At 46.6% G+C, this 25,281-nt stretch carries 26 protein-coding genes and 1 other annotated feature; of the genes, 1 reads left to right on the top strand and 25 read right to left on the bottom strand.

Going from position 1 to position 25,281, the window contains the following annotated elements:
- Position 1 precedes the first annotated feature (1 nt).
- The 23 genes from rpsG to ACX9NY_RS27170 form a co-directional block, all read right to left on the bottom strand.
- The gene (gene rpsG / locus ACX9NY_RS27280) at positions 2-472 is read right to left on the bottom strand and encodes a 30S ribosomal protein S7 (protein ID WP_018753997.1); all 471 of its coding nucleotides are present in this window, start codon (positions 470-472) and stop codon (positions 2-4) included.
- Positions 473-559: 87 nt separating this feature from the next.
- Entirely contained in the window at positions 560-982 is a 423-nt protein-coding gene (rpsL, locus tag ACX9NY_RS27275) for a 30S ribosomal protein S12 (protein ID WP_017692070.1), read from the bottom strand.
- Between the two features lie 153 nt (positions 983-1,135).
- The gene (locus tag ACX9NY_RS27270) at positions 1,136-1,384 is read right to left on the bottom strand and encodes a ribosomal L7Ae/L30e/S12e/Gadd45 family protein (RefSeq protein WP_047841123.1); all 249 of its coding nucleotides are present in this window, start codon (positions 1,382-1,384) and stop codon (positions 1,136-1,138) included.
- Between the two features lie 204 nt (positions 1,385-1,588).
- The gene (gene rpoC / locus ACX9NY_RS27265) at positions 1,589-5,203 is read right to left on the bottom strand and encodes a DNA-directed RNA polymerase subunit beta' (protein ID WP_339238005.1); all 3,615 of its coding nucleotides are present in this window, start codon (positions 5,201-5,203) and stop codon (positions 1,589-1,591) included.
- Between the two features lie 113 nt (positions 5,204-5,316).
- Positions 5,317-8,862, bottom strand: coding sequence for a DNA-directed RNA polymerase subunit beta (gene rpoB, locus ACX9NY_RS27260; protein ID WP_091039164.1), 3,546 nt, complete (start codon positions 8,860-8,862; stop codon positions 5,317-5,319).
- A gap of 395 nt (positions 8,863-9,257) precedes the next feature.
- The gene (locus ACX9NY_RS27255) at positions 9,258-9,878 is read right to left on the bottom strand and encodes a class I SAM-dependent methyltransferase (protein ID WP_339238009.1); all 621 of its coding nucleotides are present in this window, start codon (positions 9,876-9,878) and stop codon (positions 9,258-9,260) included.
- Between the two features lie 96 nt (positions 9,879-9,974).
- Complete coding sequence (gene rplL, locus ACX9NY_RS27250) at positions 9,975-10,337, bottom strand: 50S ribosomal protein L7/L12 (RefSeq protein ID WP_278298116.1); 363 nt, start codon at positions 10,335-10,337, stop codon at positions 9,975-9,977.
- Positions 10,338-10,409: 72 nt separating this feature from the next.
- On the bottom strand, positions 10,410-10,913 hold the full coding sequence (gene rplJ, locus ACX9NY_RS27245; protein WP_278298115.1) for a 50S ribosomal protein L10: 504 nt from the start codon (positions 10,911-10,913) through the stop codon (positions 10,410-10,412).
- A 24-nt stretch (positions 10,914-10,937) separates the two neighbouring features.
- Positions 10,938-11,084, bottom strand: a sequence feature (ribosomal protein L10 leader region).
- A gap of 68 nt (positions 11,085-11,152) precedes the next feature.
- Positions 11,153-11,845, bottom strand: coding sequence for a 50S ribosomal protein L1 (gene rplA, locus ACX9NY_RS27240; protein WP_017692063.1), 693 nt, complete (start codon positions 11,843-11,845; stop codon positions 11,153-11,155).
- A gap of 94 nt (positions 11,846-11,939) precedes the next feature.
- Positions 11,940-12,365 (bottom strand): 50S ribosomal protein L11, encoded by a 426-nt coding sequence (gene rplK, locus ACX9NY_RS27235; protein WP_017692062.1) that lies wholly within the window; start codon positions 12,363-12,365, stop codon positions 11,940-11,942.
- 68 nt (positions 12,366-12,433) lie between these two features.
- Positions 12,434-12,967 carry a transcription termination/antitermination protein NusG gene (gene nusG / locus ACX9NY_RS27230; protein ID WP_024633599.1) on the bottom strand — a complete coding sequence of 178 codons (534 nt, stop codon included), beginning with the start codon at positions 12,965-12,967 and terminating at the stop codon, positions 12,434-12,436.
- Between the two features lie 21 nt (positions 12,968-12,988).
- Positions 12,989-13,180, bottom strand: coding sequence for a preprotein translocase subunit SecE (secE, locus tag ACX9NY_RS27225; RefSeq protein ID WP_017692060.1), 192 nt, complete (start codon positions 13,178-13,180; stop codon positions 12,989-12,991).
- Between the two features lie 17 nt (positions 13,181-13,197).
- On the bottom strand, positions 13,198-13,347 hold the full coding sequence (gene rpmG / locus ACX9NY_RS27220) for a 50S ribosomal protein L33 (RefSeq protein ID WP_072735843.1): 150 nt from the start codon (positions 13,345-13,347) through the stop codon (positions 13,198-13,200).
- Between the two features lie 304 nt (positions 13,348-13,651).
- Positions 13,652-14,296, bottom strand: a complete 645-nt coding sequence (gene sigH / locus ACX9NY_RS27215; protein WP_017692059.1) for an RNA polymerase sporulation sigma factor SigH — start codon at positions 14,294-14,296, stop codon at positions 13,652-13,654.
- Positions 14,297-14,467: 171 nt separating this feature from the next.
- The gene (locus ACX9NY_RS27210; RefSeq protein ID WP_036607162.1) at positions 14,468-14,989 is read right to left on the bottom strand and encodes an NYN domain-containing protein; all 522 of its coding nucleotides are present in this window, start codon (positions 14,987-14,989) and stop codon (positions 14,468-14,470) included.
- A 5-nt stretch (positions 14,990-14,994) separates the two neighbouring features.
- On the bottom strand, positions 14,995-15,741 hold the full coding sequence (gene rlmB / locus ACX9NY_RS27205) for a 23S rRNA (guanosine(2251)-2'-O)-methyltransferase RlmB (RefSeq protein WP_339238014.1): 747 nt from the start codon (positions 15,739-15,741) through the stop codon (positions 14,995-14,997).
- A 43-nt stretch (positions 15,742-15,784) separates the two neighbouring features.
- The gene (locus tag ACX9NY_RS27200) at positions 15,785-16,264 is read right to left on the bottom strand and encodes a Mini-ribonuclease 3 (RefSeq protein ID WP_472476174.1); all 480 of its coding nucleotides are present in this window, start codon (positions 16,262-16,264) and stop codon (positions 15,785-15,787) included.
- A complete protein-coding gene (gene cysS, locus ACX9NY_RS27195) occupies positions 16,261-17,661 on the bottom strand; it encodes a cysteine--tRNA ligase (protein ID WP_339257571.1) in 1,401 nt (466 codons plus the stop codon). Before cysS ends, ACX9NY_RS27200 begins: the two co-directional genes overlap by 4 nt.
- A gap of 42 nt (positions 17,662-17,703) precedes the next feature.
- Positions 17,704-18,363 carry a serine O-acetyltransferase gene (cysE, locus tag ACX9NY_RS27190; protein WP_339238019.1) on the bottom strand — a complete coding sequence of 220 codons (660 nt, stop codon included), beginning with the start codon at positions 18,361-18,363 and terminating at the stop codon, positions 17,704-17,706.
- A gap of 539 nt (positions 18,364-18,902) precedes the next feature.
- The gene (gene gltX / locus ACX9NY_RS27185) at positions 18,903-20,360 is read right to left on the bottom strand and encodes a glutamate--tRNA ligase (RefSeq protein WP_472476171.1); all 1,458 of its coding nucleotides are present in this window, start codon (positions 20,358-20,360) and stop codon (positions 18,903-18,905) included.
- 33 nt (positions 20,361-20,393) lie between these two features.
- The gene (gene ispF / locus ACX9NY_RS27180) at positions 20,394-20,870 is read right to left on the bottom strand and encodes a 2-C-methyl-D-erythritol 2,4-cyclodiphosphate synthase (protein ID WP_339238023.1); all 477 of its coding nucleotides are present in this window, start codon (positions 20,868-20,870) and stop codon (positions 20,394-20,396) included.
- Complete coding sequence (gene ispD, locus ACX9NY_RS27175) at positions 20,867-21,562, bottom strand: 2-C-methyl-D-erythritol 4-phosphate cytidylyltransferase (RefSeq protein WP_339257577.1); 696 nt, start codon at positions 21,560-21,562, stop codon at positions 20,867-20,869. The genes ispF and ispD overlap by 4 nt, the downstream gene beginning before the upstream one ends.
- Before the next feature lie 82 nt (positions 21,563-21,644).
- The gene (locus tag ACX9NY_RS27170) at positions 21,645-22,730 is read right to left on the bottom strand and encodes a PIN/TRAM domain-containing protein (RefSeq protein WP_339238027.1); all 1,086 of its coding nucleotides are present in this window, start codon (positions 22,728-22,730) and stop codon (positions 21,645-21,647) included.
- A 174-nt stretch (positions 22,731-22,904) separates the two neighbouring features.
- On the opposite strand from ACX9NY_RS27170, the gene ACX9NY_RS27165 reads away from it, so the two are divergent.
- Positions 22,905-23,300: a nucleoside triphosphate pyrophosphohydrolase family protein gene (locus ACX9NY_RS27165; RefSeq protein ID WP_017692049.1), complete on the top strand. Its 396-nt coding sequence runs from the start codon at positions 22,905-22,907 to the stop codon at positions 23,298-23,300.
- A gap of 125 nt (positions 23,301-23,425) precedes the next feature.
- Here ACX9NY_RS27165 and pssA read toward each other — a convergent pair whose 3' ends face one another.
- Entirely contained in the window at positions 23,426-24,157 is a 732-nt protein-coding gene (gene pssA, locus ACX9NY_RS27160; protein ID WP_339238030.1) for a CDP-diacylglycerol--serine O-phosphatidyltransferase, read from the bottom strand.
- 45 nt (positions 24,158-24,202) lie between these two features.
- Positions 24,203-25,279 (bottom strand): DNA integrity scanning diadenylate cyclase DisA, encoded by a 1,077-nt coding sequence (disA, locus tag ACX9NY_RS27155; protein ID WP_062836168.1) that lies wholly within the window; start codon positions 25,277-25,279, stop codon positions 24,203-24,205.
- Between the last annotated feature and the right edge of the window lie 2 nt (positions 25,280-25,281).

Below are 25,281 nucleotides of genomic sequence, written 5' to 3'. Positions count from 1 at the left end.
CCTACCAACGGTAGTGAGCAAACGCTTTGTTCGCTTCAGCCATTTTGTGCGTATCTTCACGTTTTTTAACGGAAGCGCCTGTGTTGTTGGAAGCGTCGATGATCTCAGCCGCCAAACGCTCTTCCATTGTTTTCTCACCGCGGTTGCGGGAGTAGTTCACGAGCCAACGTAGTCCCAGAGCAGTACGTCTCTCTGGTTTTACCTCGATTGGTACTTGGTAGTTGGCACCGCCGACACGGCGAGCTTTAACTTCCAGGACTGGCATGATATTCTTGATTGCTGCTTCAAATACTTCCATCGGGTCATTACCCGTACGTTCTTGAATCAACTTGAACGCATTATACAGAATGCTTTGAGCAACACCGCGTTTTCCGTCGAGCATGATGCGATTGATCAAACGAGTAACCAACTTGGAGTTGTATACCGGATCTGGCAACACGTCTCTTTTCGTAACTGGACCTTTGCGTGGCATGGATATCCCCCTTTCTTTCTTGTTCAGCAGACCCTGTACCTTCCAGACCTAAGCCAGAAGGCTTTCAGGTTCTCTGCTTATAATGGTTTAGGCTTTTTTAGCTTTTGGACGTTTTGCACCGTATTTCGAACGAGCTTGCATACGGTTGTTTACGCCTGCAGTATCGAGAGCTCCACGAACGATGTGATAACGAACCCCTGCAAGGTCTTTAACTTTACCTCCGCGGATCAATACCACACTGTGCTCTTGAAGGTTATGTCCGATTCCCGGGATATAAGCAGTTACCTCGAGACGGTTCGTCAAACGAACACGGGCATACTTACGAAGTGCAGAGTTTGGTTTACGTGGAGTCATTGTACCTACACGAGTGCAGACACCACGTTTTTGTGGGGCACTGATGTTAGTAGATTCACGTTTCAAAGCGTTGAATCCTTTTTGCAAAGCTGGAGATTTTGACTTCTCAACTTTTGCTTGACGTCCTTTACGAACCAGTTGATTGATAGTTGGCATGTGATTGCCACCCCCTTCCTCAAATATTCATGTTTCTTTATAAACCTCTTTTCGCTAAGTCCACAGACCCAGGCGGTTCATAAAAAGACAAATGAAAAGTTTTTGCCTTGGAGAATCCCTAAAAGTTCTCGGACAAAAACGTTCCTTACACTATCATTTTACGACAGCAGCCATAGCTGCTCCCACTCCAATCCCGCAAGCTTTGCCGAGATTTTTCATTGTATCCACTTTCGTGTACTTTACATTGTGTTGTTCACACAAGGCAATGATTTTGGAAGTGAGCTGCGGATCACTATCTTCTGCGACATAGACTTCAGAAGCCATACCTGTCTGCACCATCCGCATGGTCTGTTTGGTACCTATTTTGACATGAGCATCTTGCAAGGCTTTTTCATTAGACATTGTGCATTCCTCCGAATAGAACCATGTACAATCAGCTGCCCACGCACCTTTGATATATTAGCATCTAGCGCAAGCATTGTCAATGCTAATCCTAAAAGATTTTATAAAAGTTTACGTACATCAGGATTCGTCCGCCTGCACTATACAAGCGTCCGCCTCCTGACGTACAAAACTTTCATCCTCTCTAAATGAGAAGAAATCTATTTAATCAACCGAAACTGGCTCGAGTTCTTCTACTGAAGATTGGCCATCTTCTGGCTCAGCAAACTTGATGCTGCGGTAACGGTGCATACCTGTACCTGCAGGGATCAACTTACCGATGATTACATTTTCCTTCAGACCGAGCAACTGATCGACTTTACCTTTGATCGCTGCATCTGTCAGTACACGTGTAGTTTCTTGGAACGAAGCCGCTGAGAGGAACGAGTCTGTTTCCAGGGATGCTTTCGTAATACCGAGCAGGATTGGTTTAGCAACCGCTGGCTCTTTATCACTAAGAATCGCAATTTTGTTAGCTCTTTCGTACTCATGCGTATCTACGAACGACCCTGGCAACAGCGTTGTATCCCCTGCATCTACGATGCGGATTTTACGCAGCATTTGACGGATCATAACTTCAACGTGTTTGTCATTGATTTCTACGCCTTGGTTACGGTATACGCGCTGTACTTCCTGCAAAATGTAGTTTTGTACGCCACGTACGCCTTTAATGCGCAGCATTTCTTTTGGATCGATGGAACCGTCTGTCAACTCATCACCAGCTTCAATTTCCATGCCTTCGCTTACGCGCACACGGGAACCGTAGGTAACAGAGTATACTTTGGACTCCGCTTCACCTTGAATTTCGATTTCACGACGATCTTTCGCTTCGCGAATCTCTTTAACTACACCATCAATTTCACTGATCGTTGCTTGACCTTTAGGATTACGAGCTTCAAACAACTCCTGGATACGCGGCAAACCTTGCGTAATATCGTCTCCGGCTACACCGCCGGTGTGGAACGTACGCATTGTCAACTGTGTTCCTGGCTCACCAATGGATTGTGCTGCAATAATACCAACTGCTTCACCGATCTCCACATGTTTACCTGTCGCAAGGTTACGACCGTAACACTTCTTGCAGACACCATGACTTGCACGGCAGCTGAGTACGGAACGGATTTGCAATTTGGTTACGCCCGCTTTGATGATTGCCTCTGCTTTGTCGGAGTCAATCAATTCATTACGACCTGCAATGATTTCTTTCGTTTCCGGATGACGAACTGTCTCGAAGCAGTATCTGCCTTCAATACGGTCATAGAGATCTTCAATAACCTCTTTACCATCCTGGATACGACTTACCGTAAAGCCTTTATCTGTACCACAATCATCATCACGCACGATTACGTCTTGGGCTACGTCTACGAGACGACGAGTCAGGTAACCTGAATCGGCTGTACGCAGGGCTGTATCCGCCAAACCTTTACGCGCTCCGTGAGTGGAGATAAAGTACTCGAGTACTGTCAGACCTTCACGGAAGTTCGATTTGATTGGGAGTTCGATGATTCGACCAGACGGGTTGGCCATCAGACCACGCATACCGCCCAATTGGGTGATTTGCGATTTGTTACCCCGTGCTTTGGAGTCTACCATCATCATGATCGAGTTGTAACGGTCCATGGACTTCATCAGAATCTCAGTGATGTCATCTTTGGATTTTGACCAGATATCAATGATACGGTCATAGCGCTCTTCATTCGTAATCAGACCACGACGGTACTGATTCGTAACGATTTGTGCTTTATCCTCAGACTGTCTAAGAATTTCAAACTTCTCAGGCGGAACGATAACATCAGATACCGCAACCGTGATACCGGCACGGGTAGAGTATGTGAATCCAAGTTGTTTGATTTTATCCAAAATAACGGCTGTTTCCGTTGTGTGATAAATTTCGAAACAACGTGCAATGATGGAACCGAGATATTCTTTGCCGACACCGCCAGCCAGAGGAGCATTCATAATAGCCTCTCTGAGGTCAGCACCTTTTTCATATACAAATGAGTGATCTGCAGTACCTTGGTACAGGTTCGCACGAGTCGCATCATTGATATACGGGAAGCTTGCCGGGAAAATTTCATTGAAGATAATTTTACCGATAGTAGTCAGCAACATTCCTTCTTGTTGCTCTTCCGTGAAGCTTGTTTTACCAAGCGCCTTAACCGGAATAGCTACACGAGCGTGCAGACCAGCAGTACCACGTTGGTATGCCGATACAGCTTCGTTGACTGTACGCAGGATCATACCTGTGCCCTTTTCTTCCTTGTTGTCCATAGTGAGGTAATAAGAACCAAGCACCATATCCTGGGAAGGAGTAACAACCGGTTTACCGTCTTTCGGGTTCAAAATGTTTCCTGATGCAAGCATCAGAATACGTGCTTCCGCTTGAGCTTCAGCGGACAACGGAACGTGCACGGCCATTTGGTCACCGTCAAAGTCGGCATTGTATGCCGTACATACGAGTGGGTGAAGACGAATTGCTTTCCCTTCAACGAGAATCGGTTCAAACGCTTGAATACCGAGTCTGTGAAGCGTAGGGGCACGGTTCAACAGAACCGGATGCTCCTTGATTACCTCTTCAAGAACATCCCATACTTCAGGACTTACACGCTCAACTTTACGTTTCGCGCTCTTGATGTTGTGGGCAAGCCCTTTATTTACAAGCTCTTTCATAACGAAAGGCTTGAACAATTCAAGTGCCATATCTTTTGGCAGACCACACTGATACATTTTCAGATAAGGTCCGACAACGATAACGGAACGACCAGAATAGTCAACCCGTTTACCGAGCAAGTTCTGACGGAAACGTCCTTGTTTACCTTTCAGCATGTGGCTGAGGGATTTCAATGGACGGTTACCAGGACCAGTTACTGGGCGACCGCGACGACCATTATCGATCAATGCGTCAACAGCTTCCTGCAACATCCGTTTTTCATTTTGCACGATAATATCTGGCGCGCCCAGATCAAGCAGACGTTTCAGACGGTTATTCCGGTTAATTACACGGCGATACAAGTCATTCAGGTCTGACGTTGCAAAACGTCCACCGTCCAACTGTACCATTGGACGAAGTTCCGGCGGGATAACAGGAAGTACATCCATGATCATCCACTCTGGCTTGTTGCCAGAATTACGGAAAGCTTCGATAACTTCCAGACGTTTGATTGCACGATTACGACGTTGTCCTTGCGCAGTCCGGAGCTCTTCTTTCAGGAACTCGAGCTCTTTGTCTATGTCAAGATCTTGAAGCAGTTTTTTAACCGCTTCTGCGCCCATGCCAGCCTGGAAACCATAACCGTATTTTTCACGGTAGCTGCGATATTCTTTCTCGGACAACAGCTGTTTTTTCTCCAGTGGAGTTTCTCCTGGATCCGTTACAACATATGATGCAAAGTAGATAATCTCTTCAAGAGATCTTGGAGACATATCCAGAGCAAGACCCATACGGCTCGGAATACCTTTGAAGTACCAGATATGCGATACCGGAGCAGCGAGCTCAATATGGCCCATCCGTTCGCGACGTACTTTCGCACGTGTTACTTCAACGCCACAACGATCACAGACAACGCCTTTATAACGAACGCGTTTGTATTTACCGCAATGACATTCCCAGTCTTTTGTAGGGCCAAAAATCTTTTCGCAGAACAGCCCTTCTTTTTCCGGTTTCAACGTACGATAGTTGATCGTTTCCGGTTTTTTCACTTCTCCGCGGGACCAAGAACGAATTTTCTCTGGGGAAGCAAGCCCGATCTTCATGTATTCGAAATTGTTGACGTCCAACAAGGAGCAACCCTCCTTAACCAATTCCTGTAATCTAGGTTACGCCCTCTCCGGCCGAAGCCGGAGCAAGACGCGAGCCTGATGAAAAACGCCGGTCATCATGCGCTCGAAGCGAATTATTCCGCTCCGACCTCTGTACCCTCAAGGTTGAGGCTGAGCTTATCGCTCGCAGCGTCATCTTCATCGTCCATTTCTCTCATTTCAATCTCTTGCTCATCTTCACTCAAAATCTTAACGTCCATACCCAAGCTTTGCAGCTCTTTGATCAATACTTTAAATGATTCAGGAACACCTGGTTCAGGAACATTCTCGCCTTTGACAATGGATTCATATGTTTTAACCCGACCAACAACATCATCGGATTTAACAGTCAAGATTTCTTGCAGTGTATAAGCAGCACCGTACGCCTCAAGCGCCCATACTTCCATCTCCCCGAAACGCTGTCCACCAAATTGGGCTTTACCACCCAATGGCTGTTGCGTAACAAGTGAGTAAGGACCCGTGGAACGGGCATGGATTTTATCATCAACCATGTGTGCCAATTTGATCATGTGCATGACACCAACGGTAACTTCACGTTCAAACTCTTCACCTGTACGACCATCATACAGGACGGTTTTACCATTACGTTGCATTCCTGCTTCTTCCATCGTATCGAAGACATCATACTCCTTCGCTCCGTCGAATACAGGAGTTGCTACGTGAATACCCAGTTGCATTGCGGCCATACCCAAGTGAACCTCAAGTACTTGACCGATATTCATCCGGGACGGTACGCCCAGTGGGTTAAGAACGATCTGAACCGGTGTACCATCTGGCAGGAAAGGCATATCTTCTTCCGGCAAGATGCGGGCCACGACCCCTTTGTTACCATGACGTCCGGCCATTTTATCACCCTCGGAAATTTTCCGTTTTTGAGCGATATATACACGAACGAGTTGGTTAACACCTGGAGGCAGTTCATCACCGTTTTCACGGGTAAATACTTTCACGTCTACTACGATACCGTCGGTACCATGTGGTACACGCAAGGAAGTATCACGTACTTCACGTGCTTTCTCACCAAAGATCGCATGCAGGAGACGTTCTTCTGCTGTCAGCTCTGTTACACCTTTAGGTGTTACTTTACCAACCAGAATGTCGCCAGCACTGATCTCAGCACCGATGCGGATAATACCGCGCTCATCCAAGTTACGCAACGCTTCTTCCCCAACGTTAGGGATGTCACGTGTGATCTCTTCAGGTCCGAGCTTGGTATCACGTGCTTCAGACTCATACTCCTCGATATGGATGGATGTGTATACATCTTCCTTAACGAGTTTTTCACTGAGCAAGATCGCATCCTCGTAGTTGTAACCTTCCCAAGTCATGAAGGCAACAACAACGTTACGTCCCAGAGCCAATTCACCCATTTCCGTTGAAGGACCGTCAGCGAGGATATCGCCAGCTTTGACAGCAGCACCTCTTTTGACAATCGGACGCTGGTTAATGCATGTTCCTTGGTTCGAACGCATAAATTTGTGTAATTTATATTTAACGATATCGCCTTTAACTTCCTGACCGTCCACTTCTTCAACACGACGGAGCCAAATCTCGTTCGCAGAAGAACGTTCAATAATTCCGTCATAATCGGAGACAATACATACACCAGAGTCTTTTGCAGCTTTGTGCTCCATACCTGTTCCTACAAGTGGTGCTTTAGGAATCAAGAGTGGAACCGCCTGCCGCTGCATGTTAGATCCCATGAGTGCACGGTTGGAGTCATCGTTCTCAAGGAACGGGATAAGCGCTGTAGCGACGGATACAACCTGTTTAGGAGATACGTCCATGTAGTCAACTCGCTCACTCGGCATCGTAAGGATGTTATCCGACTGTTTGTTGTAACGTACAATGATCGCTTCTTCTTCAAATGTACCGTCTTCGTTCAACTTCGCATTCGCTTGCGCGATGACATAGTTGTCCTCTTCATCCGCTGTCAGGTAATCAATTTGCTCGGTCACAATACCTGTCTTCGGATCAACCCAACGATATGGAGCTTCAATGAAGCCATATTCATTCACACGGGCGAACGTTGACAAGGAGTTGATCAAACCGATGTTTGGTCCCTCTGGAGTCTCGATCGGACACATACGGCCATAGTGGGATGGATGGACGTCACGCACTTCCATACCTGCGCGCTCACGCGTCAAACCACCGGGTCCGAGTGCGGACAAACGACGTTTATGTGTCAACTCACCCAGCGGGTTCGTTTGATCCATAAACTGTGACAATTGAGAACTACCAAAGAACTCTTTAATGGATGCAATAACAGGACGTATATTGATCAATGCCTGTGGTGTAATGACGTTGGCATCCTGAATGGACATTCTCTCACGAACCACACGCTCCATACGGGACAAACCGATACGGAACTGGTTCTGCAGGAGTTCACCCACTGAACGCAAACGACGGTTACCCAGATGATCGATATCATCCGTGCTACCAATTCCCTGCAAAAGGTTAAGGAAATAACTGATAGACGAAATGATATCCGCCGGAGTCACGTTTTTAACGGACTTGTCAATGTTTGCATTGGCAATCAGTTTGACCACTTTACCATCTTCAGTTGGTGAGAATACATCAATCGTTTGCATAGGGATATCATTGGCATCCAAAACGCCGTTACCCACGTGATACGTGCGGAATCCAACGCTTTTCTCCAGATACGGCATGATTTCATCCAACAAACGACGATCAACCATTTGGCCTGCTTCAGCAATGATTTCACCTGTTTCAGCGTCAACAAGTGATTCAGCCAAGCGTTGGTTAAACAAACGGTTTTTGATGTGAAGTTTTTTATTCATTTTGTAACGACCTACATTAGCAAGGTCATAACGTTTTGGATCAAAGAAACGTGCTACGAGCAAGCTTTTCGCATTATCCAATGTTGGTGGCTCGCCCGGACGAAGACGCTCGTAGATCTCAATGAGTGCTTTCTCCGTGGAATCCGTGTTGTCTTTGTCCAGTGTGTTGCGGATATATTCGTCATTACCGAGCAGATCCAGAATCTCAGCATCTGTGCCAAAACCAAGTGAACGCAGGAGAACCGTAACCGGTATTTTACGTGTACGGTCGATCCGGACGTAAACAACATCCTTCGCGTCCATCTCCAGTTCGAGCCAAGCGCCGCGGTTAGGAATAACTGTAGCGGTATACGTTTTTTTGGCGTTTTTATCTACTTTGGTACTGAAGTAAACGCTAGGAGAGCGAACCAACTGGCTGACAATAACCCGTTCCGCACCATTAATAATAAATGTGCCCGTGTTGGTCATCAGCGGGAAATCTCCCATGAATACTTCCTGCTCTTTGACTTCGCCGGTTTCCTTATTAATGAGCCGGACTTTGACCCGAAGCGGTGCTGCATAAGTAACGTCACGCTCTTTCGCGTCGTCTACTGTATACTTCGGTTCACCGAGACTGTAATCGATAAATTCCAAAATCAAGTTGCCTGTGAAATCCTGGATCGGCGAGATATCCTGGAACATTTCGCGCAACCCTTCCTCCAAAAACCAATCATATGATTTTTGTTGGATTTCAATCAGGTTAGGAACTTCGAGTATCTCGTTAATTCGTGCATAACTGCGCCGAGTGCGTCGACCATATTGAACAAGATGTCCTGCCAACTTAAACTCACCCCTCAATGTCTACTCACTTTAAAAATTTCGTTGCGAACCTCTGTTTGTAACCTTATAATGGTACACATACAGAGCAAAGCAATGCATCCACAAATAAAGAAAAGCCCTTACTCGAAATGTCGTTCGAAAAAAGAGCAACTTTGATCGGCGGATGTCTTTCCAAAACATTCTTATCCCCAGTTTGCCCAAAATGTACATATTATACGCCAAACGTAGGCATAATAAGCCCGTTCGGCGTAAAAAAAAGGTTGACATTTTTAGTTAGCTAAAGCCAAGTAGGGCATCTTAATACTGACATTTTACAATAATACCACGGCCTGAATTTCAAGTCAATAGTCCTATTGCAAAAAAAATGATCCCCTGCTTACTTTACAAACTCGGATTCAGCTTTTAGTAGAATCCTCTTCCGATTTCATCGCTTTGAAAATCCGGTAGCCTTTATCCTTCGTCACTTCTTCCACTCTTCCAAACAAAGATTCCAACTTCGCTTTTGCTGATGGAGCCCCTTGTTTCTTCTGAATGACAATCCACAACGAACCACCTACCTTCAGATGACGATGTGCCTGTTCGAAAATAGTATGAACCGTCTCTTTCCCAGCCCGTATAGGCGGATTGGTTAAGATAACGTCAAAATCTTGTTTTTTTACTTCAGCCAGTAGATTACTTTGCAATACGGTAACATTGTTAATCCCGTTCGCTTTTGCATTTTCCCTGGAAAGTTCAACGGCTCTCTCGTTGATATCGATCATGGTGACATGTCCGTCCGGTACAAGTTTGGCTGCTGTAAGACCCATCGGTCCATATCCACAACCCACATCGAGAACATGAGCCCCTGATGGCAACTCTATCGCATCAATCAATACTCTGCTGCCATAATCGATTCCGTTTTTGGAAAACACACCGGCGTCCGTCACGAATCGCAGACTGAATCCGCGAAGAATCGCTTCAGTTGCTCTGCGATCATGCGCTACTTGCGGTTTGTCCGAATAATAATGATTGGACATGCCCTCACTCACTTTCCATTTACAATTACAGCAACAAACCCCTTGATATAAGTCAAGGGGTTTGTTGTTTTGTTCATCTAGCTTATAAAAGCTAAATTATTTAACTTCGATTGTAGCGCCAGCTTCTTCAAGCTTAGCTTTAACCGCTTCTGCTTCTTCTTTAGCAACTTTTTCTTTCAATGCTTTTGGAGCGTTGTCAACCAGTTCTTTTGCTTCTTTCAGGCCAAGACCTGTGATTTCGCGAACTGCTTTGATAACGTTGATTTTGGAAGCACCAGCGTTAGTCAAGATTACGTCGAACTCGGATTGCTCAGCTTCAGCAGAAGCAGCGCCTGCACCTGCAGCAGCTACTGGAGCTGCAGCAGTTACGCCGAATTCTTCTTCAATTGCTTTAACAAGATCGTTCAATTCCAGTACAGTCATGCCTTTGATTGCTTCCAAGATTTGCTCTTTACTCATGAGTGAACCTCCATATATAATATTATTTTTTTTAATTCATTTGCCGCCTAAGCAGCGTTCAGATCAAGTTGCTTACGCGCCTTGCTCTTCTTTTTCTGCAACTGCTTTAACCGCAAGCGCGAAGTTGCGCACTGGCGCTTGAAGCACGCTGAGGAGCATGGAAAGGAGTCCATCGCGGGATGGCAATTCTGCCAACGCCTTAACTTCTTGTACTCCGATTACGCGACCTTCTACGATAGCACCTTTCAATTCCAGTGCATCGTTCTTTTTCGCGAAGTCGTTCAGAATTTTAGCGGGAGCCACAACGTCGTCTGCGCTGAATGCAATTGCAGTAGGACCTGTAAGAACACTATCGAGTTCTGTCAGTTCTGCTGCTGCAGCTGCACGGCGAAGCAACGAGTTTTTCAGCACTTGGAATTCGATCCCTGCTTCACGAAGTTGCTTACGCAACTCAGTTACTTGGGCAACGTTCAATCCGCGATAGTCAACAACAACAGTTGTAACGCTCTCGCGCAATTTTGCTGTTACTGCATCAACGGACTCTTGTTTTGCTTGAATCACTTTTGCGTTTGCCAATCTGTACACCTCCTGGTCAAATTTATCCCATTAAGAAAAGCCTCCGTAGAATCACGAAGGCTTGATATATACTCATCATCGATTTGCATCGTTCTAAGTTCTATAATCACACCTCGGCAGGAAATTAAGCCTAATGGCACCTACTGTCTACGGCAAGCATATTCAAATGTCAACGGTCAGTCACTCGGACTCACAACTTTTATATCTTATCAAAAACAGGACAAGCCTGTCAAGAGATATTATCTAAAAGCTGCTGCGTTCACGCGTGCTCCAGGGCCCATCGTGGAAGAAAGACTAACATTCTTCAGATAAACACCTTTTGCTGCCGCTGGTTTAGCACGATTCAGAGCTTCCATGAGAGCTTTGAAGTTCTCATTAAGTTGCTCAGAAGAGAAAGAAGCTTTACCAATCGGTGCATGAATTTGACCTGCACGATCCAGACGATATTCGATTTTACCAGCTTTAATTTCTTGAACAGCCTTAGTTACATCGAAAGTTACCGTTCCGGCTTTAGGGTTAGGCATCAGACCTTTACCGCCGAGCAGTCGGCCCAATTTACCTACTTCACTCATCATATCTGGTGTCGCTACGCAGACGTCGAATTCGAACCAGCCTTGTTGGATTTTGTTGATCATGTCTGCATCACCAACATAGTCCGCGCCAGCCGCTTCCGCTTCTTTCGCTTTGTCACCTTTTGCAAATACCAATACGCGTTGTGTTTTACCTGTGCCGTGTGGCAAGACAACAACACCACGTACAGCCTGGTCTTGCTTACGAGGGTCTACACCCAAACGAACTGCCGCTTCGATTGTTTCATCGAATTTTGCAGTAGCTGCCTTTTTCACAAGCTCTACAGCTTCTGAAGGCTCGTAAGTTGCTTCGCTGTCAATCAGCTTAGCAGCTTCCAGGTATTTTTTACCGTGTTTAGCCATGTTTTATTCCTCCTTTGTGGTGTTAGCGGATATACCTCCCACATCAACCGGTCGCGAATCGACCGGTTTTACGAAGCCATGTTTCTTATGAAAATTAGTCTTCGATGGTGATACCCATGCTGCGGGCAGTACCTTCGACCATACGCATAGCGGACTCAACGTCTGCTGCATTCAGGTCAGGCATTTTTGTTTCTGCGATTTGACGAACCGCATCACGTTTAACAGTAGCAACTTTTTTCTTGTTCGGTTCTCCGGATCCTTTTTCAACTTTAGCTGCCACTTTCAACAGAACTGCTGCTGGTGGAGTTTTAGTAATGAAAGTAAAGGAACGGTCCTCGAATACAGAAATTTCAACTGGAATAATCAATCCTGCTTGATCAGCTGTACGAGCGTTGAATTCTTTACAGAATGCCATGATGTTGACACCTGCTTGACCCAAAGCTGGACCTACTGGTGGCGCTGGATTTGCTTTACCTGCTGGAATCTGCAGTTTTACCATTTTGATTACCTTTTTTGCCATGATTGACACCTCCTTGCAAAATAGTGGTTAACGGGCCTTGCAGCCCTCCCACAAGAAACTTGAAGAAACTATATCTTCTCCACTTGCGTATATTCCAACTCAAGCGGTGTTTCCCGTCCAAACATGTTCACGTGCACTTTCAACTTGCTTTTGTCTACCAAAATTTCTTCCACGGAGCCTACGAAATTCGCAAAAGGACCGACTTTAATACGCACGGATTCCTTAATATCGAACTCAATTTTCGGCTTAGGTTCAACCATGCCCATGTGCTTCAGAATTTGTTCCACTTCTTCAGGCAACAAAGCAGTTGGTTTGGACCCAGAACCTGTCGAACCGACAAATCCTGTAACACCTGGTGTGTTGCGAACAACATACCAAGAATCATCCGTCTGTACCATTTCCACCAAGACATAACCCGGGTAAACTTTACGCATAACGGTTTTTTTCTTACCGTCCTTGTTTACCACTTCTTCTTCCATAGGAACAAGAACGCGGAATATCTTGTCTTCCATGCCCATAGACTCGACGCGTTTTTCCAAATTGGCCTTGACCTTGTTCTCATACCCTGAATAGGTATGAACGACGTACCATCTTTTTTCCATATCAAGCCACCGGAACCCTTCTTAAATAATCGCTTCGATCACAAAGGAGATGCCAATGTCAATGACCCAAAAAAACAGCGTCATAACCACAACAGTACCAAGTACGATCAATGTGTAGTTGGTCAGCTCTTTACGATTAGGCCAGCGAACTTTTTTAAGTTCAGCCCAGCTTTCTGAGAAAAAGGAAATCAGAGATTTGAAACTTCGTTTCACGCCGACACCTCCAAAAACTATCTGGTTTCGCGATGAGAAGTCTGCTCGTTACAAAACTTGCAAAATTTCTTCATCTCCATGCGGTCGGGGTGATTACGCTTGTTTTTTGTCGTAGTGTAATTTCTTTGTTTGCAGTTAGTACAAGCCAAAGTAATAATTACCCGCATGATGTACACCTCCCGAAGACTTCCACATTCAAGCAGAGTCTCTAAATTGATCCTGAAAAAAAGCCATAAATTTAGGCCTACCTAAAACACTTTATCACAAGGGTATAACCATGTCAATGAAAGAATAGCCTTTCATTCATTGGGTATTACTTCCGTACAACGTACATTCGTTTCGCATCTCTGTTTTTCTCTTCTCCTATACGGACCGAGCGATTACTAGTATAAACATTCTTTGATTTTATAAACTTGAGACAGTAAAAAAAGACTCAAACACCGAGCCTTTTCCATCAACGACAACATGTGTTCAATTATCTCGAACTTCCAGGTACTTTTCAAGTTTGCGCTTGACGCGCTGAAGTGCATTATCAATGGACTTCACATGTCTGTCCAAATCTACTGCAATCTCTTGATAAGATCTCCCGTCCAGATACAACATCAATACTTTACGCTCCAGATCACTTAGAATCTCGGACATTTTATCTTCCAGGCCCACAAACTCTTCCTGATTGATGATTAATTCTTCCGGATCACTGACCTGGGTTCCACAAATCACATCGAGTAACGTACGATCAGACTCTTCGTCATAAATGGGCTTGTCCAGAGATACATAAGAATTAAGCGGAATATGCTTCTGACGTGTTGCTGTCTTAATCGCCGTGATAATCTGTCTTGTAATACACAGTTCAGCAAAAGCCTTGAATGAAGCCAGCTTGTCCCCTTTAAAATCTCGAATGGATTTATAGAGGCCAATCATTCCTTCTTGAATAATATCTTCCCGGTCTGCCCCAATCAGAAAATAAGATCTAGCCTTGGCGCGTACAAAGTTACGATACTTGTTAATCAAAAACTCTAACGCTTCGCTTTCGCCTTCACGGAAAGCTTCGACAATGTCTTCGTCACTTTGGTAATCATACTTAGATAACATGATATCTTTGAGGTCGACACTCACAGACAATCCCTCCGGCTGCAACGCAAGGTACCCCGTTACTCTACTCTATGAAATATAGGATCAGTATATATGATGGTACCTCACACCGTCAACCACGCTCTGCCTAAAAAAGAACATCAATAACATAAATGTCAAGAGTTTCAATATTCTAATTTTTGTAAAAATGAACTGTTATTCCCGTCGCCACCGCTCAAACTCTTTCAATACATCCGGACTCAACTTGCCTCCGAGTGTGTTACGCGTGGTCTTCGCCTGATCTTCTTCCAGTCGTTTTTTTAATTCTTTTTCGTTCTGCTCTACTTCAATGAGCAGTTCCCTTGCAGATACGCGTAGCGCTCCCTGTCCGAAAATGACATGTTGCTCTACCATATCGCTCGTAGCCACATAGATTTGGCGTCTTCGCATGCTTAGTTCCCGAACGAGTCTCTCAATGCATTCGTCTGCCGTCTCTTTTTCCTTTGTAAAATATATCTGCACTTTGCTCTGTGTAAAGGATTTACCGAGTCCAGGCACGAGGTAGGCGTCAAACACAACAATGACTCGCCGGCCGGAGAAAGCCTGATAGTCGGCAAGACGAAAGAGAAGCCTGTTGCGCGCCTCTTCTAGCCCACTTTCTGCCAGTTTGGTTAACTCCGGCCAGTCGCCAATCATGTTGTACCCGTCTACAAGAAGCACATCACGGGAATCAGCCATACCTTCTATTCCTGCGCTTGACGCGAGCGGAGCACTTCATACATGACAACACCCGCTGCCACGGAAGCATTCAAGGAGTTAATCTGACCTTGCATCGGTAATTTGATCAGTACGTCGCATTTCTCACGAATAAGTCGTCCCATTCCCTTGTTTTCATTCCCGATTACCAGTGCAACAGGGCCAGTAAAGACTCCATTACCAAAGACACCTTCATGAGCCGTGACATCTGTCCCTACAACCCATACACCTTCCTCTTTGAGGCGATCAATGGTCTGACCAAGATTACTTACACGAGCCACTGGCACGTACTCCACAGCGCCTGCTGACGTTTTGGATACCGTTGCTGTTACTGCTGCCGAGCGACGTTTGGGTACAATAACGCCATGTGCACCCGTGCAGTCCGCTGTCCGCAAAATCGACCCCAGGTTATGAGGATCTTCGATCTCATCCAGCAGAATCAGGAAAGGATGCTCATTCTTCGCTTTCGCTGCGGCAAGAATGTCTTCTACCTCCACATAAGCGTATGGTGCAGCTTGTGCAACTACCCCCTGATGCTGAATGCCTGGTACCGTTTGATCCAGCTTACGCTTGTCCACATGTTGAATGACAATACCTAGTTTTTTGGCTTCCGAGATAATAGGTTGAGTCAGATGTTTCTGTGCTGTATCGGCAATCCATATTTTATTAATGGTCCGGCCTGAACGCAGCGCCTCCGTCACGGAGTGTTTACCCGCGATCCATTCTTCTTCCATCGTTGTTCGTTCCTCTCTGTAATGCGTTGTTTTGTTGAAATTTCTATTTTTTTGTCGGCGAAGACGATTGTTGTTCCGCGTGTTCAATGCCAAGCCCGATTAGTTCAATCATGCGATCATGATGACCACTGCTGTAGAGATAACCAATGAGACATTCAAAAGCCGTGGCATGTCTATACTCCAACACATCTGCATTTTTGGGTACACTGCCCGACTTGGCATTTCGCCCTTGCCGGACAATATCGCGTTCTTCCTCTGTCAGTTCAGCCTCAATCATTGCAAGAATGCGGCTCTGTGCCTTCGCTGATACCAATCCGGTTGCACTACGGTGCAGATGATTGGGACGCATGTTGGCTTTCGACAATAGATATTGACGAACAGCTACCTCATATACCGCGTCACCAATATAGGCCAGTGCAATAGGTGGAATCAACTTCGCAGGTCTGGACGGAGGATAGGGGAACCATCCTCCCTCCGTGACCTGCTCCTGTTGTTTTGGTGTATTTGGATGTCCTTCGCTCATTTGCGCCGCCATCTCATACCCTGCGCCGTATCCTCAAGCAGAATGCCCCGTGCAGACAACTCATCACGAATTTCATCCGCTCTTGCCCAGTTTTTGGACTTACGCGCTTCTACACGTTCTTCAATCAGCTGTTCTACTTCCTCATCCAGAAGTTCTGGCTCTCCATCTGTATAGATGCGAAGCACAGCATTCAATTCACTGAACAATTCAAGGAGCGCACGTATGTCTGCCGCATTGACAACTTCCTGCTGTAACAGTTGATTGGCTTCCCCTGCCCACTCAAACATAGCAGTGATTGCATCAGGAGTATTGAAATCATCCTGCATCTTCTCATGATATTGCTGACGGATTTGGTCGAGTCTTGCCGCAAACTCTGCTGTGATATCCTGATCTACGGTTACCGCGCTCAGACGATGGTTCAGGTTACCTACAGCATTCGCAATCCGGTCCACACTATTCTGTGCCTGCTCCATCGTATCATCCGTGAAATTCAACGGGTTACGATAGTGGGTAGACAACATAAAGTAACGAATCGCTTCGCGTTTATATTGATTCCGCAAATCTTTAACAAGAACACCGTTACCGAGTGATTTCGACATCTTCTCGTTATCAATCCGGATGAAACCATTATGCATCCAGTAGTTCGCAAGTGGTTTACCTGTTAACACCTCGGATTGGGCGCATTCGCACTCATGGTGCGGGAACTGCAGATCCTGTCCACCCCCGTGAATGTCCAGTGTGTCCCCAAGGTACTCCCTAGCCATGGCGGAGCACTCAATATGCCAACCTGGTCGACCATCGCCCCAAGGACTGGACCAATAGATCTCACCTGGTTTTGCAGCCTTCCAGAGCACGAAATCTTCGGGATGCTCTTTGCGCTCGTCCACACCTACACGGATTCCAAATTGCAGCTCCTGTAAATTTTGCTTCGATAGCTTACCATACTCGCTGAATTTGCCTGTACGGTAATAGACGTCACCGCCATTTTCGTATGCGAAACCTTTTTCAACCAACTCACGGATAAAATCAATAATGAGCGGCATGTTTTCCGTTACTCTCGGGTTGCTACTTGCCTTGGGAATACCCAATCCCTCAAGGTCTTCATAGTAGGCTGCAATAAACTTCTCCGCGACGTGAGGAACGTCTGTTCCAAGTTGTTCGGCTTTGCGAATCAGCTTATCATCCACATCCGTGAAGTTCACGACATAGTTTACATCATGTCCTGTCTGTTCCAGGTATCCACGAACCGTGTCGAAAAAGATAACCGGGCGTGCATTTCCAATATGAATATAGTCATATACCGTTGGTCCGCAGACATACATTTTTACTTTCCCTGGCTCTTGGGGAACAAATTCTTCTTTTGTACGACTCATCGTATTATAAATCTGAAGCGTCATGGTCACTTATCCTTTCATCCTATACTGCCTTTATTTATTGTATCACGTATCATGCACAGTCTCATTTGCACGGGCATTCTGCAGTGTACGTACTTCTTCCTGCAATCGTTCAAGTTCTTTTTGCATACCACGCAAGGAGTCAACGACCGGATCGGGCAATTGTTGACTGAGGCGGTCTACCCGTCGGCCATCCTGTTTAACAATTCTGCCCGGTATACCTACCACGGTACTATTGGAAGGGACCTCCTTAAGCACAACAGAGTTCGCCCCAATGTTGCTTTGATCCCCCACGCTAAATGAACCCAGCACCTTTGCTCCAGATGAGATAACCACATTATTACCAATGGTCGGATGTCTCTTTCCTTTTTCTTTCCCTGTTCCGCCAAGCGTAACCCCCTGATAGATAACAACATCATCGCCAATCTCACATGTTTCTCCAATAACGACGCCCATTCCATGGTCAATAAACAACCGATTCCCGATCGTAGCTCCAGGATGTATCTCAATCCCTGTCATAAAACGGCTAACCTGCGAAATGAACCTGGCCACCGAGAACCATCTTCGCTTGTATAAAAAATGAGCCATCCGGTGTGCCCATATCGCATGCAGCCCTGAGTAGGTTAGTACCACTTCGAACCACCCCCGGGCCGCCGGATCGTTTTCAAACACCGCCTGGATATCTGATCTGATCTTCTTGAACATGCTCGTTCCCCTCTTGTTCAGGTTCCCGTCCTCCGGCTTACCGGACGGCGCGTTCCTTTGGTAGTGTACTGCACACTCGCCTAAACAAAAAACGCCCCTGCAGCATTTAGCTGCAGAGGCGTTTATCGCGGTCCCACTCTGCTCGGTTCATTCTTAAATAGAATGAGCCCTCAAGCGGTTTGGTAACGGAAACCAATCGTCACAACCTATCCTAACGTTTTCCCATGTCATGATCGACAAAGGCGGGGCTGGATTCGGCTGTGCAGCTCACGGGCGCATTTCGACTGATGGACAGTGGATGGTTCACAGCCACCGCAATCAAAGAAATCTTTCTTTGCTGCGGGACCATCCTCTCTGAATCTGCCCGGGTCAGTCTACTCCTCCCGATCTTTGCTGTTCTATTAGATAAATCATATCAATTATTCGTTGTGTTGTTATTATAGCGAAAAGGCCTCAGACTGACAACAGCCTCCTACGTAATCCATACCTGAACAGACTGTGTGCAGATTCCGATTAAACTAAATGCCCCTCGGATAATCTTATTTTACTTGTGCGAGCAATCGTTCGATCACTGTATCACGACCCAGAAGCACGATCGTTTGATTCAGATCCCGTCCATGCGTCTGTCCGGTCAAGGCTACACGAATTGGCATAAAGAGCTGTTTGCCCTTAAAGCCGGTTTCTTTCTGTACTTCCTTGATCAGTGCAGCCATTTTGCTTGGCGTGAACTCTTCACTTGCCTGCACTTTATCGGCAAATGCCTTCAGCACAGTCGGCACCTGCTCTTCAGCGAGAACTGCGGCACCTTCAGTTTCCAGCTCAATCTCCGAACGGAAGAACACTTCCGACAATTCTACGATATCGGATGCGGCATTCATCTGTTCCTGATAGAGATGCACGAGGGTATGCGCCCACTCTTTTTGCTCAGCGGATAGATCACCAGGAAGACGTCCTGCTTTTTGCAGATGCGGAATGGCCATTTCGGCAATCCGTTCCGGGTCAGCATGTTTGATATAGTGGTTGTTCAAGTGAGCCAGCTTGTGTGTATCAAATACGGCCGGGCTCTTGGACAGGCGTTTCGTATCAAAAATGGAAATCAGTTGTTCTTGCGAGAAGATCTCTTCCTCCCCTTCCGGCGACCAGCCGAGCAGGGAAATGAAGTTAAACATCGCTTCAGGCAAATAGCCGAGCTGATCATACTGCTCAATAAACTGAATCACGGATTCATCCCGTTTACTCAGCTTCTTGTGATTTTCATTCACGATCAGCGTCATATGGCCGAATTGCGGTGGCTCCCAGCCCAGCGCTTCATAGATCATCAGTTGACGCGGCGTGTTCGAGATGTGATCTTCCCCACGCAGGACGTGGGAGATCTTCATCAAGTGATCATCCACAGCAACAGCATAGTTGTACGTGGGAATGCCGTCTTTTTTCACAATGACAAAGTCGCCGGATTCCTTGCTGTTGAATGAAATTGTACCTTTAACCATGTCATCAAACGTATATACGCGCTCTTCGGGCACACGGAAACGAATACTCGCTACGCGGCCTTCCGCTTCAAATGCACTAATCTGCTCTGGAGTCAGATCACGGTGTTTGCCTGAATAACGCGGTGTTTCTCCACGTGCTGACTGCTCCTCACGCTCTTGCTCCAATTCCTCTTCCGTGCAGAAGCAAGGGTAGGCCAGACCTTTATCCAGCAATTCCTGTGTATATTTACGATAGAGGTCCAGACGTTCCGTTTGACGGTATGGTCCGTATTCTCCGCCCACATCAATACTTTCATCCCACTCGATTCCGAGCCATTTCAGGTATTTCAGCTGGCTTTCTTCACCACCAGCAATATTCCGTTTTACGTCCGTATCTTCAATACGAATAATGAATTTACCGTTATTATGTTTGGCATATAGATAGTTAAACAGCGCCGTACGGGCATTCCCGATATGCAGATGTCCTGTTGGGCTCGGCGCGTAACGCACACGAATTTCCGTGCTCATATGATCCCCTCCGTCATGAATTAATTGATGATATCACACACGAACCAGGCAAACAACGGATTGAGCAGCAATGCCCTCTCCCCGTCCCGGGAATCCCAGTTGCTCTGTCGTTGTTGCTTTCACGTTCACCAGTGTTACATCCGCTTCCAATGCCTTGGCAATAACCTCAGCCATCTGCGGGATGTAAGGAGCCATCTTCGGCTTCTGGGCAATAATCGTTGAATCGATATTGCCTAACCGATATCCGCGATCCTTCACAAGCTGCCATACATGCTCCAGCAATTTCAGGCTGTCGGCATCCTTGAATTCCGGATCGGTATCCGGGAAGTGCTTGCCGATATCCCCAAGTGCCAGCGCACCCAAAATGGCATCACTAATCGCGTGCAACAGCACGTCTGCGTCCGAGTGACCCAGCAGTCCTTTTTCATAAGGAATCGTTACTCCGCCAATAATACACGGGCGTCCCTCTACCAGCTGATGTACATCAAATCCCTGTCCTACACGTATCATCGCTTCTTCTCTCCCCCCAGCAAAAACGCAGCGTATTGCAAATCTTCCGGCGTTGTTAATTTGATATTTGTATAATTGCCTTCCACAACCTTGACCGACATACCCTGACGTTCAGCCAGCATAGCGTCATCTGTCCCCAGAAAACCGTCCTGCTCAGCTGATTCGTAGGCGGAGAGCAGGGAAGAAAGACGAAAAGCCTGCGGGGTTTGAATGCTCCACAGACTGCTGCGATCTGGTGTCGCCGTAACGACTCCCTCCGCATTCACTTGTTTGATCGTATCCTTCACGGGAACCGCCAGTACAGCTGCTCCACCACCGGCTATGGCAGCCGCCATGCATCCCTTGATCTGCTCATGGTTCACAAAAGGACGTACCCCGTCGTGAACGAGAACCCAATCCGTCCCAAGTGCCTCAAGGCCTTTATGGACAGAATGTTGTCTCTCTTTCCCTCCGGGGATAACATGGACACGTGAATCCAGTTGGTATTTTTTTACCCAATCCTGGCAGCGTTCAACATCTGCAGCTCCTGTGACCAGCACTATCTCGCGGATCTCGTCCAGCGCAGCAAATACCTCAAGCGTATGTATGAAAACGGGCTTGTCCTGCAGCAACAGAAACTGTTTGCTCTCGGTCGTCCCCATACGGGTTCCGCGACCTGCTGCCACAATGACAACGCCCCACCCTTTATCCATGCCGCAATCCCTGCCTTGTCTGTCAGTTTATCGTTCAAAGATACACAATATCATTCAACGATACACTACCCATCATACCGCTTTATTGGGCTTTTTCCAACAGTTTCGGCTTGGCAAAAATCATTCGTCCCGCTGAAGTCTGCAGCACACTGGTCACGAGCACTTCCATCATCATGCCAATATACTCGCGTCCGCCCTCCACAACGATCATTGTGCCATCATCCAGATAGGCTACACCTTGACCATGCTCCTTGCCATCCTTGATGATCTGCACCATGATCTCCTCACCTGGCAGAACAACTGGCTTAACGGCATTGGCGAGATCATTAATGTTCAGCACAGATACACCCTGGAGTTCGCACACTTTGTTCAGATTAAAGTCATTGGTGACCACTTTGCCCTGAAGCACTTTAGCCAGTTTAACCAATTTGCTGTCCACCTCGGAGATTTCCTCGAAATCCCCTTCGTAGATCAGGACTTTTACATCAAGTTCCTTCTGGATTTTGTTCAAAATGTCCAATCCTCGCCGTCCTCTGTTCCGCTTGAGCAGATCCGATGAATCGGCAATATGCTGCAGCTCCTCCAGAACGAATTCCGGAATGACGATCGTGCCTTCAATAAATCCGGTTTTGCATATATCCGCGATACGCCCATCAATAATAACACTGGTATCCAGAATTTTATGTTCTTCCATCCGTCTATCCTCATCCACCTCGGGATGACCCCATCGCCCAGACATCCAGAATGCCCCCAGATCGTCTTTCTTCGCCATGGCAAGGGTGTAGCCGGAATAAGCACCTATCACCGTCAGTGCCACTTGTAGCACTTCTCCTGCCGTTCCCATCCATCCCACAACAGGGTATAACAACAAAGCCACCAGCAAGCCGGCAACGGTACCTGCGGCACCTGCAGCCAGTTCATTCATAGGTACTTTTGCCAATGATTCGATTCCACTATGCAGTCTGTCTGCCATCAATGTTCCACCGATATTACATACAGCCATAAACATTACAGCTCCCAGCAGCGTCGATATCCCAGCTCCCAGTAATCCTGCGGACTGAATCCATTCCGCCATCCATGGGACCGATTTTCCTGCCAGATGATATGCCGTGTAGCCGAACCATGCACCGCACAATCCTGTAAAAGTTAAAATGCCTTTTTTCCACATTAGTCCCTGCACCTCCTTCAATGTATCTTGATCTTGATATCCAGTATGATCCAATTCCTAATTTGCTAATCCCTTCCGGAAGAACTTTTTGGAAATGTTGCAATCGTCAGTTGAAAGTAGGTAAATTATTGGCATATAATGAATTCAATTCATATCCCGAGGTGAGTGGCAAAAATGAGTACGCTAAGTTTACAGGCTTTCCAGGATCAAGTTTCTGAACTGTTGTTGCGTCATCGCAGCCTGATTGATGTACTGTCCAAAACGGGACAAGCCGGAGCGTCTGTTAACCGTGCCGTGTCCAAAGCCATTACCGAATGCGGCTGCATCGAGCTGCACGCCACCAAGCAGAAATATGCCCCGGAGAGCGATATCGCTCAAACCAAGGGCCTGCTGGAAACGCATGTGGAAGGTGAATTGTGTGAGAATTGCCGAGAGGTCATCAGCTCTGAACTAGGGCGGAATCTGTTCTACATGTCGGCTCTCTGCAATCTACTGGACATTAACATGGAAGAGGTCGTAAATCACGAATCACAGAAGTGTTCAACGTTAGGGATGTTTAATCTGTCGTAAGAAGATATGTAGGTCGTTCGCAAGGGTTTCTTTTACCGTAAATAGATTGAATAAACAAAAAGCACGCATTCTCCAATGCAGGAGAGTACGTGCTTTCTTTGTCTAGTGTCTGTCACCAAGGTTACTTAACGATCGGAAGGACGGGATGATTTCTCATCCTTGCGCTTTTTCGCCCGACTACGCGAGGCCGCTGTTCGCAGGTTATGCTTCATTCCATACAAGGCGTATAACACCAACGGAATAAAGATCAATTTGGATAGCTGCTCCGGGAAAATCACGGCTACGGCTATGGCAAATAACACAACCCATGGGGCAATCCAGATTGCCTTGCGTGGCAACCCGACCTTTTTGAAATTGGGATATTTAAGCGAACTGACCATCAGATACGATAACAGCAATGTAGCAATCATCATGCTGATGGGACCGATATCCTTGTTAAACAAGGACAATGTGGCCAGCACTCCGCCGGCTGCCGGAATCGGCAAACCTGTGAAGTACCCGGGGATCCCCGGACGAACATTAAACCGGGCAAGACGAATCGCCCCACAGATCGGAAAAGCCGCTGTTGCAATCCAGGCGAGGATCGGCATCGAATCTTGAAACGACACCATAAATATGATCAGGGCTGGTGCTGCCCCAAAGGAAACCATGTCAGACAAGGAATCAAGTTCCTTACCGAATTCGCTCTGGGCATTGAGTGCACGTGCCACTCGGCCATCCAGACCATCCAGCAGCATCGCTACAATGACCATAATGGCAGCCAAACTGTAATTTCCATCAATCGCAAGCAAAATTGCCATCATTCCAAGAAACAGATTACCCAGGGTAAAGAGATTCGGAATGAATCTGGTTAGCATCGTTGTTTCACCTCATCCATTTCAAGCCTTTATATAGGCAAAACCTTACATCTGTCTGTCGATAAACATCTGCTCCTGCAAACGTTTGAGGCCTTCCTTAATGGTCCGGGCTCGAACTTCACCAATACCGTCCACTTCGTCCAGTTCTTCAATTGTAGCCATAATAACATGAGGTAGTTGTTCAAATTGATCCACCAGGTTATGGATAATGACATTGGGCAGACGGGGGATCTTATTTAATACCCGGAATCCGCGAGGTGCAACCGAATCCTCTGACGTGGCCGCTGATGAAGGATAACCGAGCAGACGGACAATATGGTGTGCATCCAGTAATTCATCGTCCGACAATCTTTTCAGTCCTACTATAATTTCACGGATTTTGTCATCACTGTCGTCACGGGCATAGTCTTTATACAACAACCAGGCTTCTTCTTCCGTTGTACCCACAAGCTCTTCCATTTGCATGGAGATGAGTCGTCCCTCATTCCCGAGTTCATGAATGTATCGTTTGATCTCCGTTTTGATCCGCATCACCATCTCGGTACGCTGAATCACATTGACCACTTCAGGAATCGTCACCAATTCCTCAAATTCAGAGGCACTCAGATTCGTAAGGGACTGTGTTAATACCGCTTTGTATTTCTCCAGGGTTTGAATCGCTTGATTCGCTTTGGTCAAAATAACCCCGATTTCCTTGAGGGAATAACGAAGTGTTCCCTGATACAAGGTAATGATATTCCGGCGCTGTGATATGGATACGACCAATTTACCCGTTTGCTTCGCTACACGCTCCGCCGTCCGGTGACGAATGCCCGTCTCTGATGAAGAGATTGAGGAATCGGGAATTAACTGGGTATTGGCGTAAAGAATACGCTTCAAATCTTCGCTAAGAATAATGGCTCCATCCATCTTAGCGAGTTCGTACAGATAGTTGGGGGAGAAGTCACAGTTAATCGAGAATCCCCCATCCACCACTTCCATGACTTCAGGGCTGTATCCTACAACAAGCAGTGCGCCCGTCTTGGCGCGCAGCACATTTTCCAGACCTTCGCGGAAAGGTGTACCTGGTGCGATCAGCCTTAATAATTCATTCATATTATCCAATTGGCTCGAATCTTTCATCT

It is taken from the genome of Paenibacillus sp. CB74, from assembly GCF_055687625.1.
The sequence above is the reverse complement of the archived record's forward strand: the minus strand, read 5'-3'. Positions and strand labels throughout refer to the sequence as shown.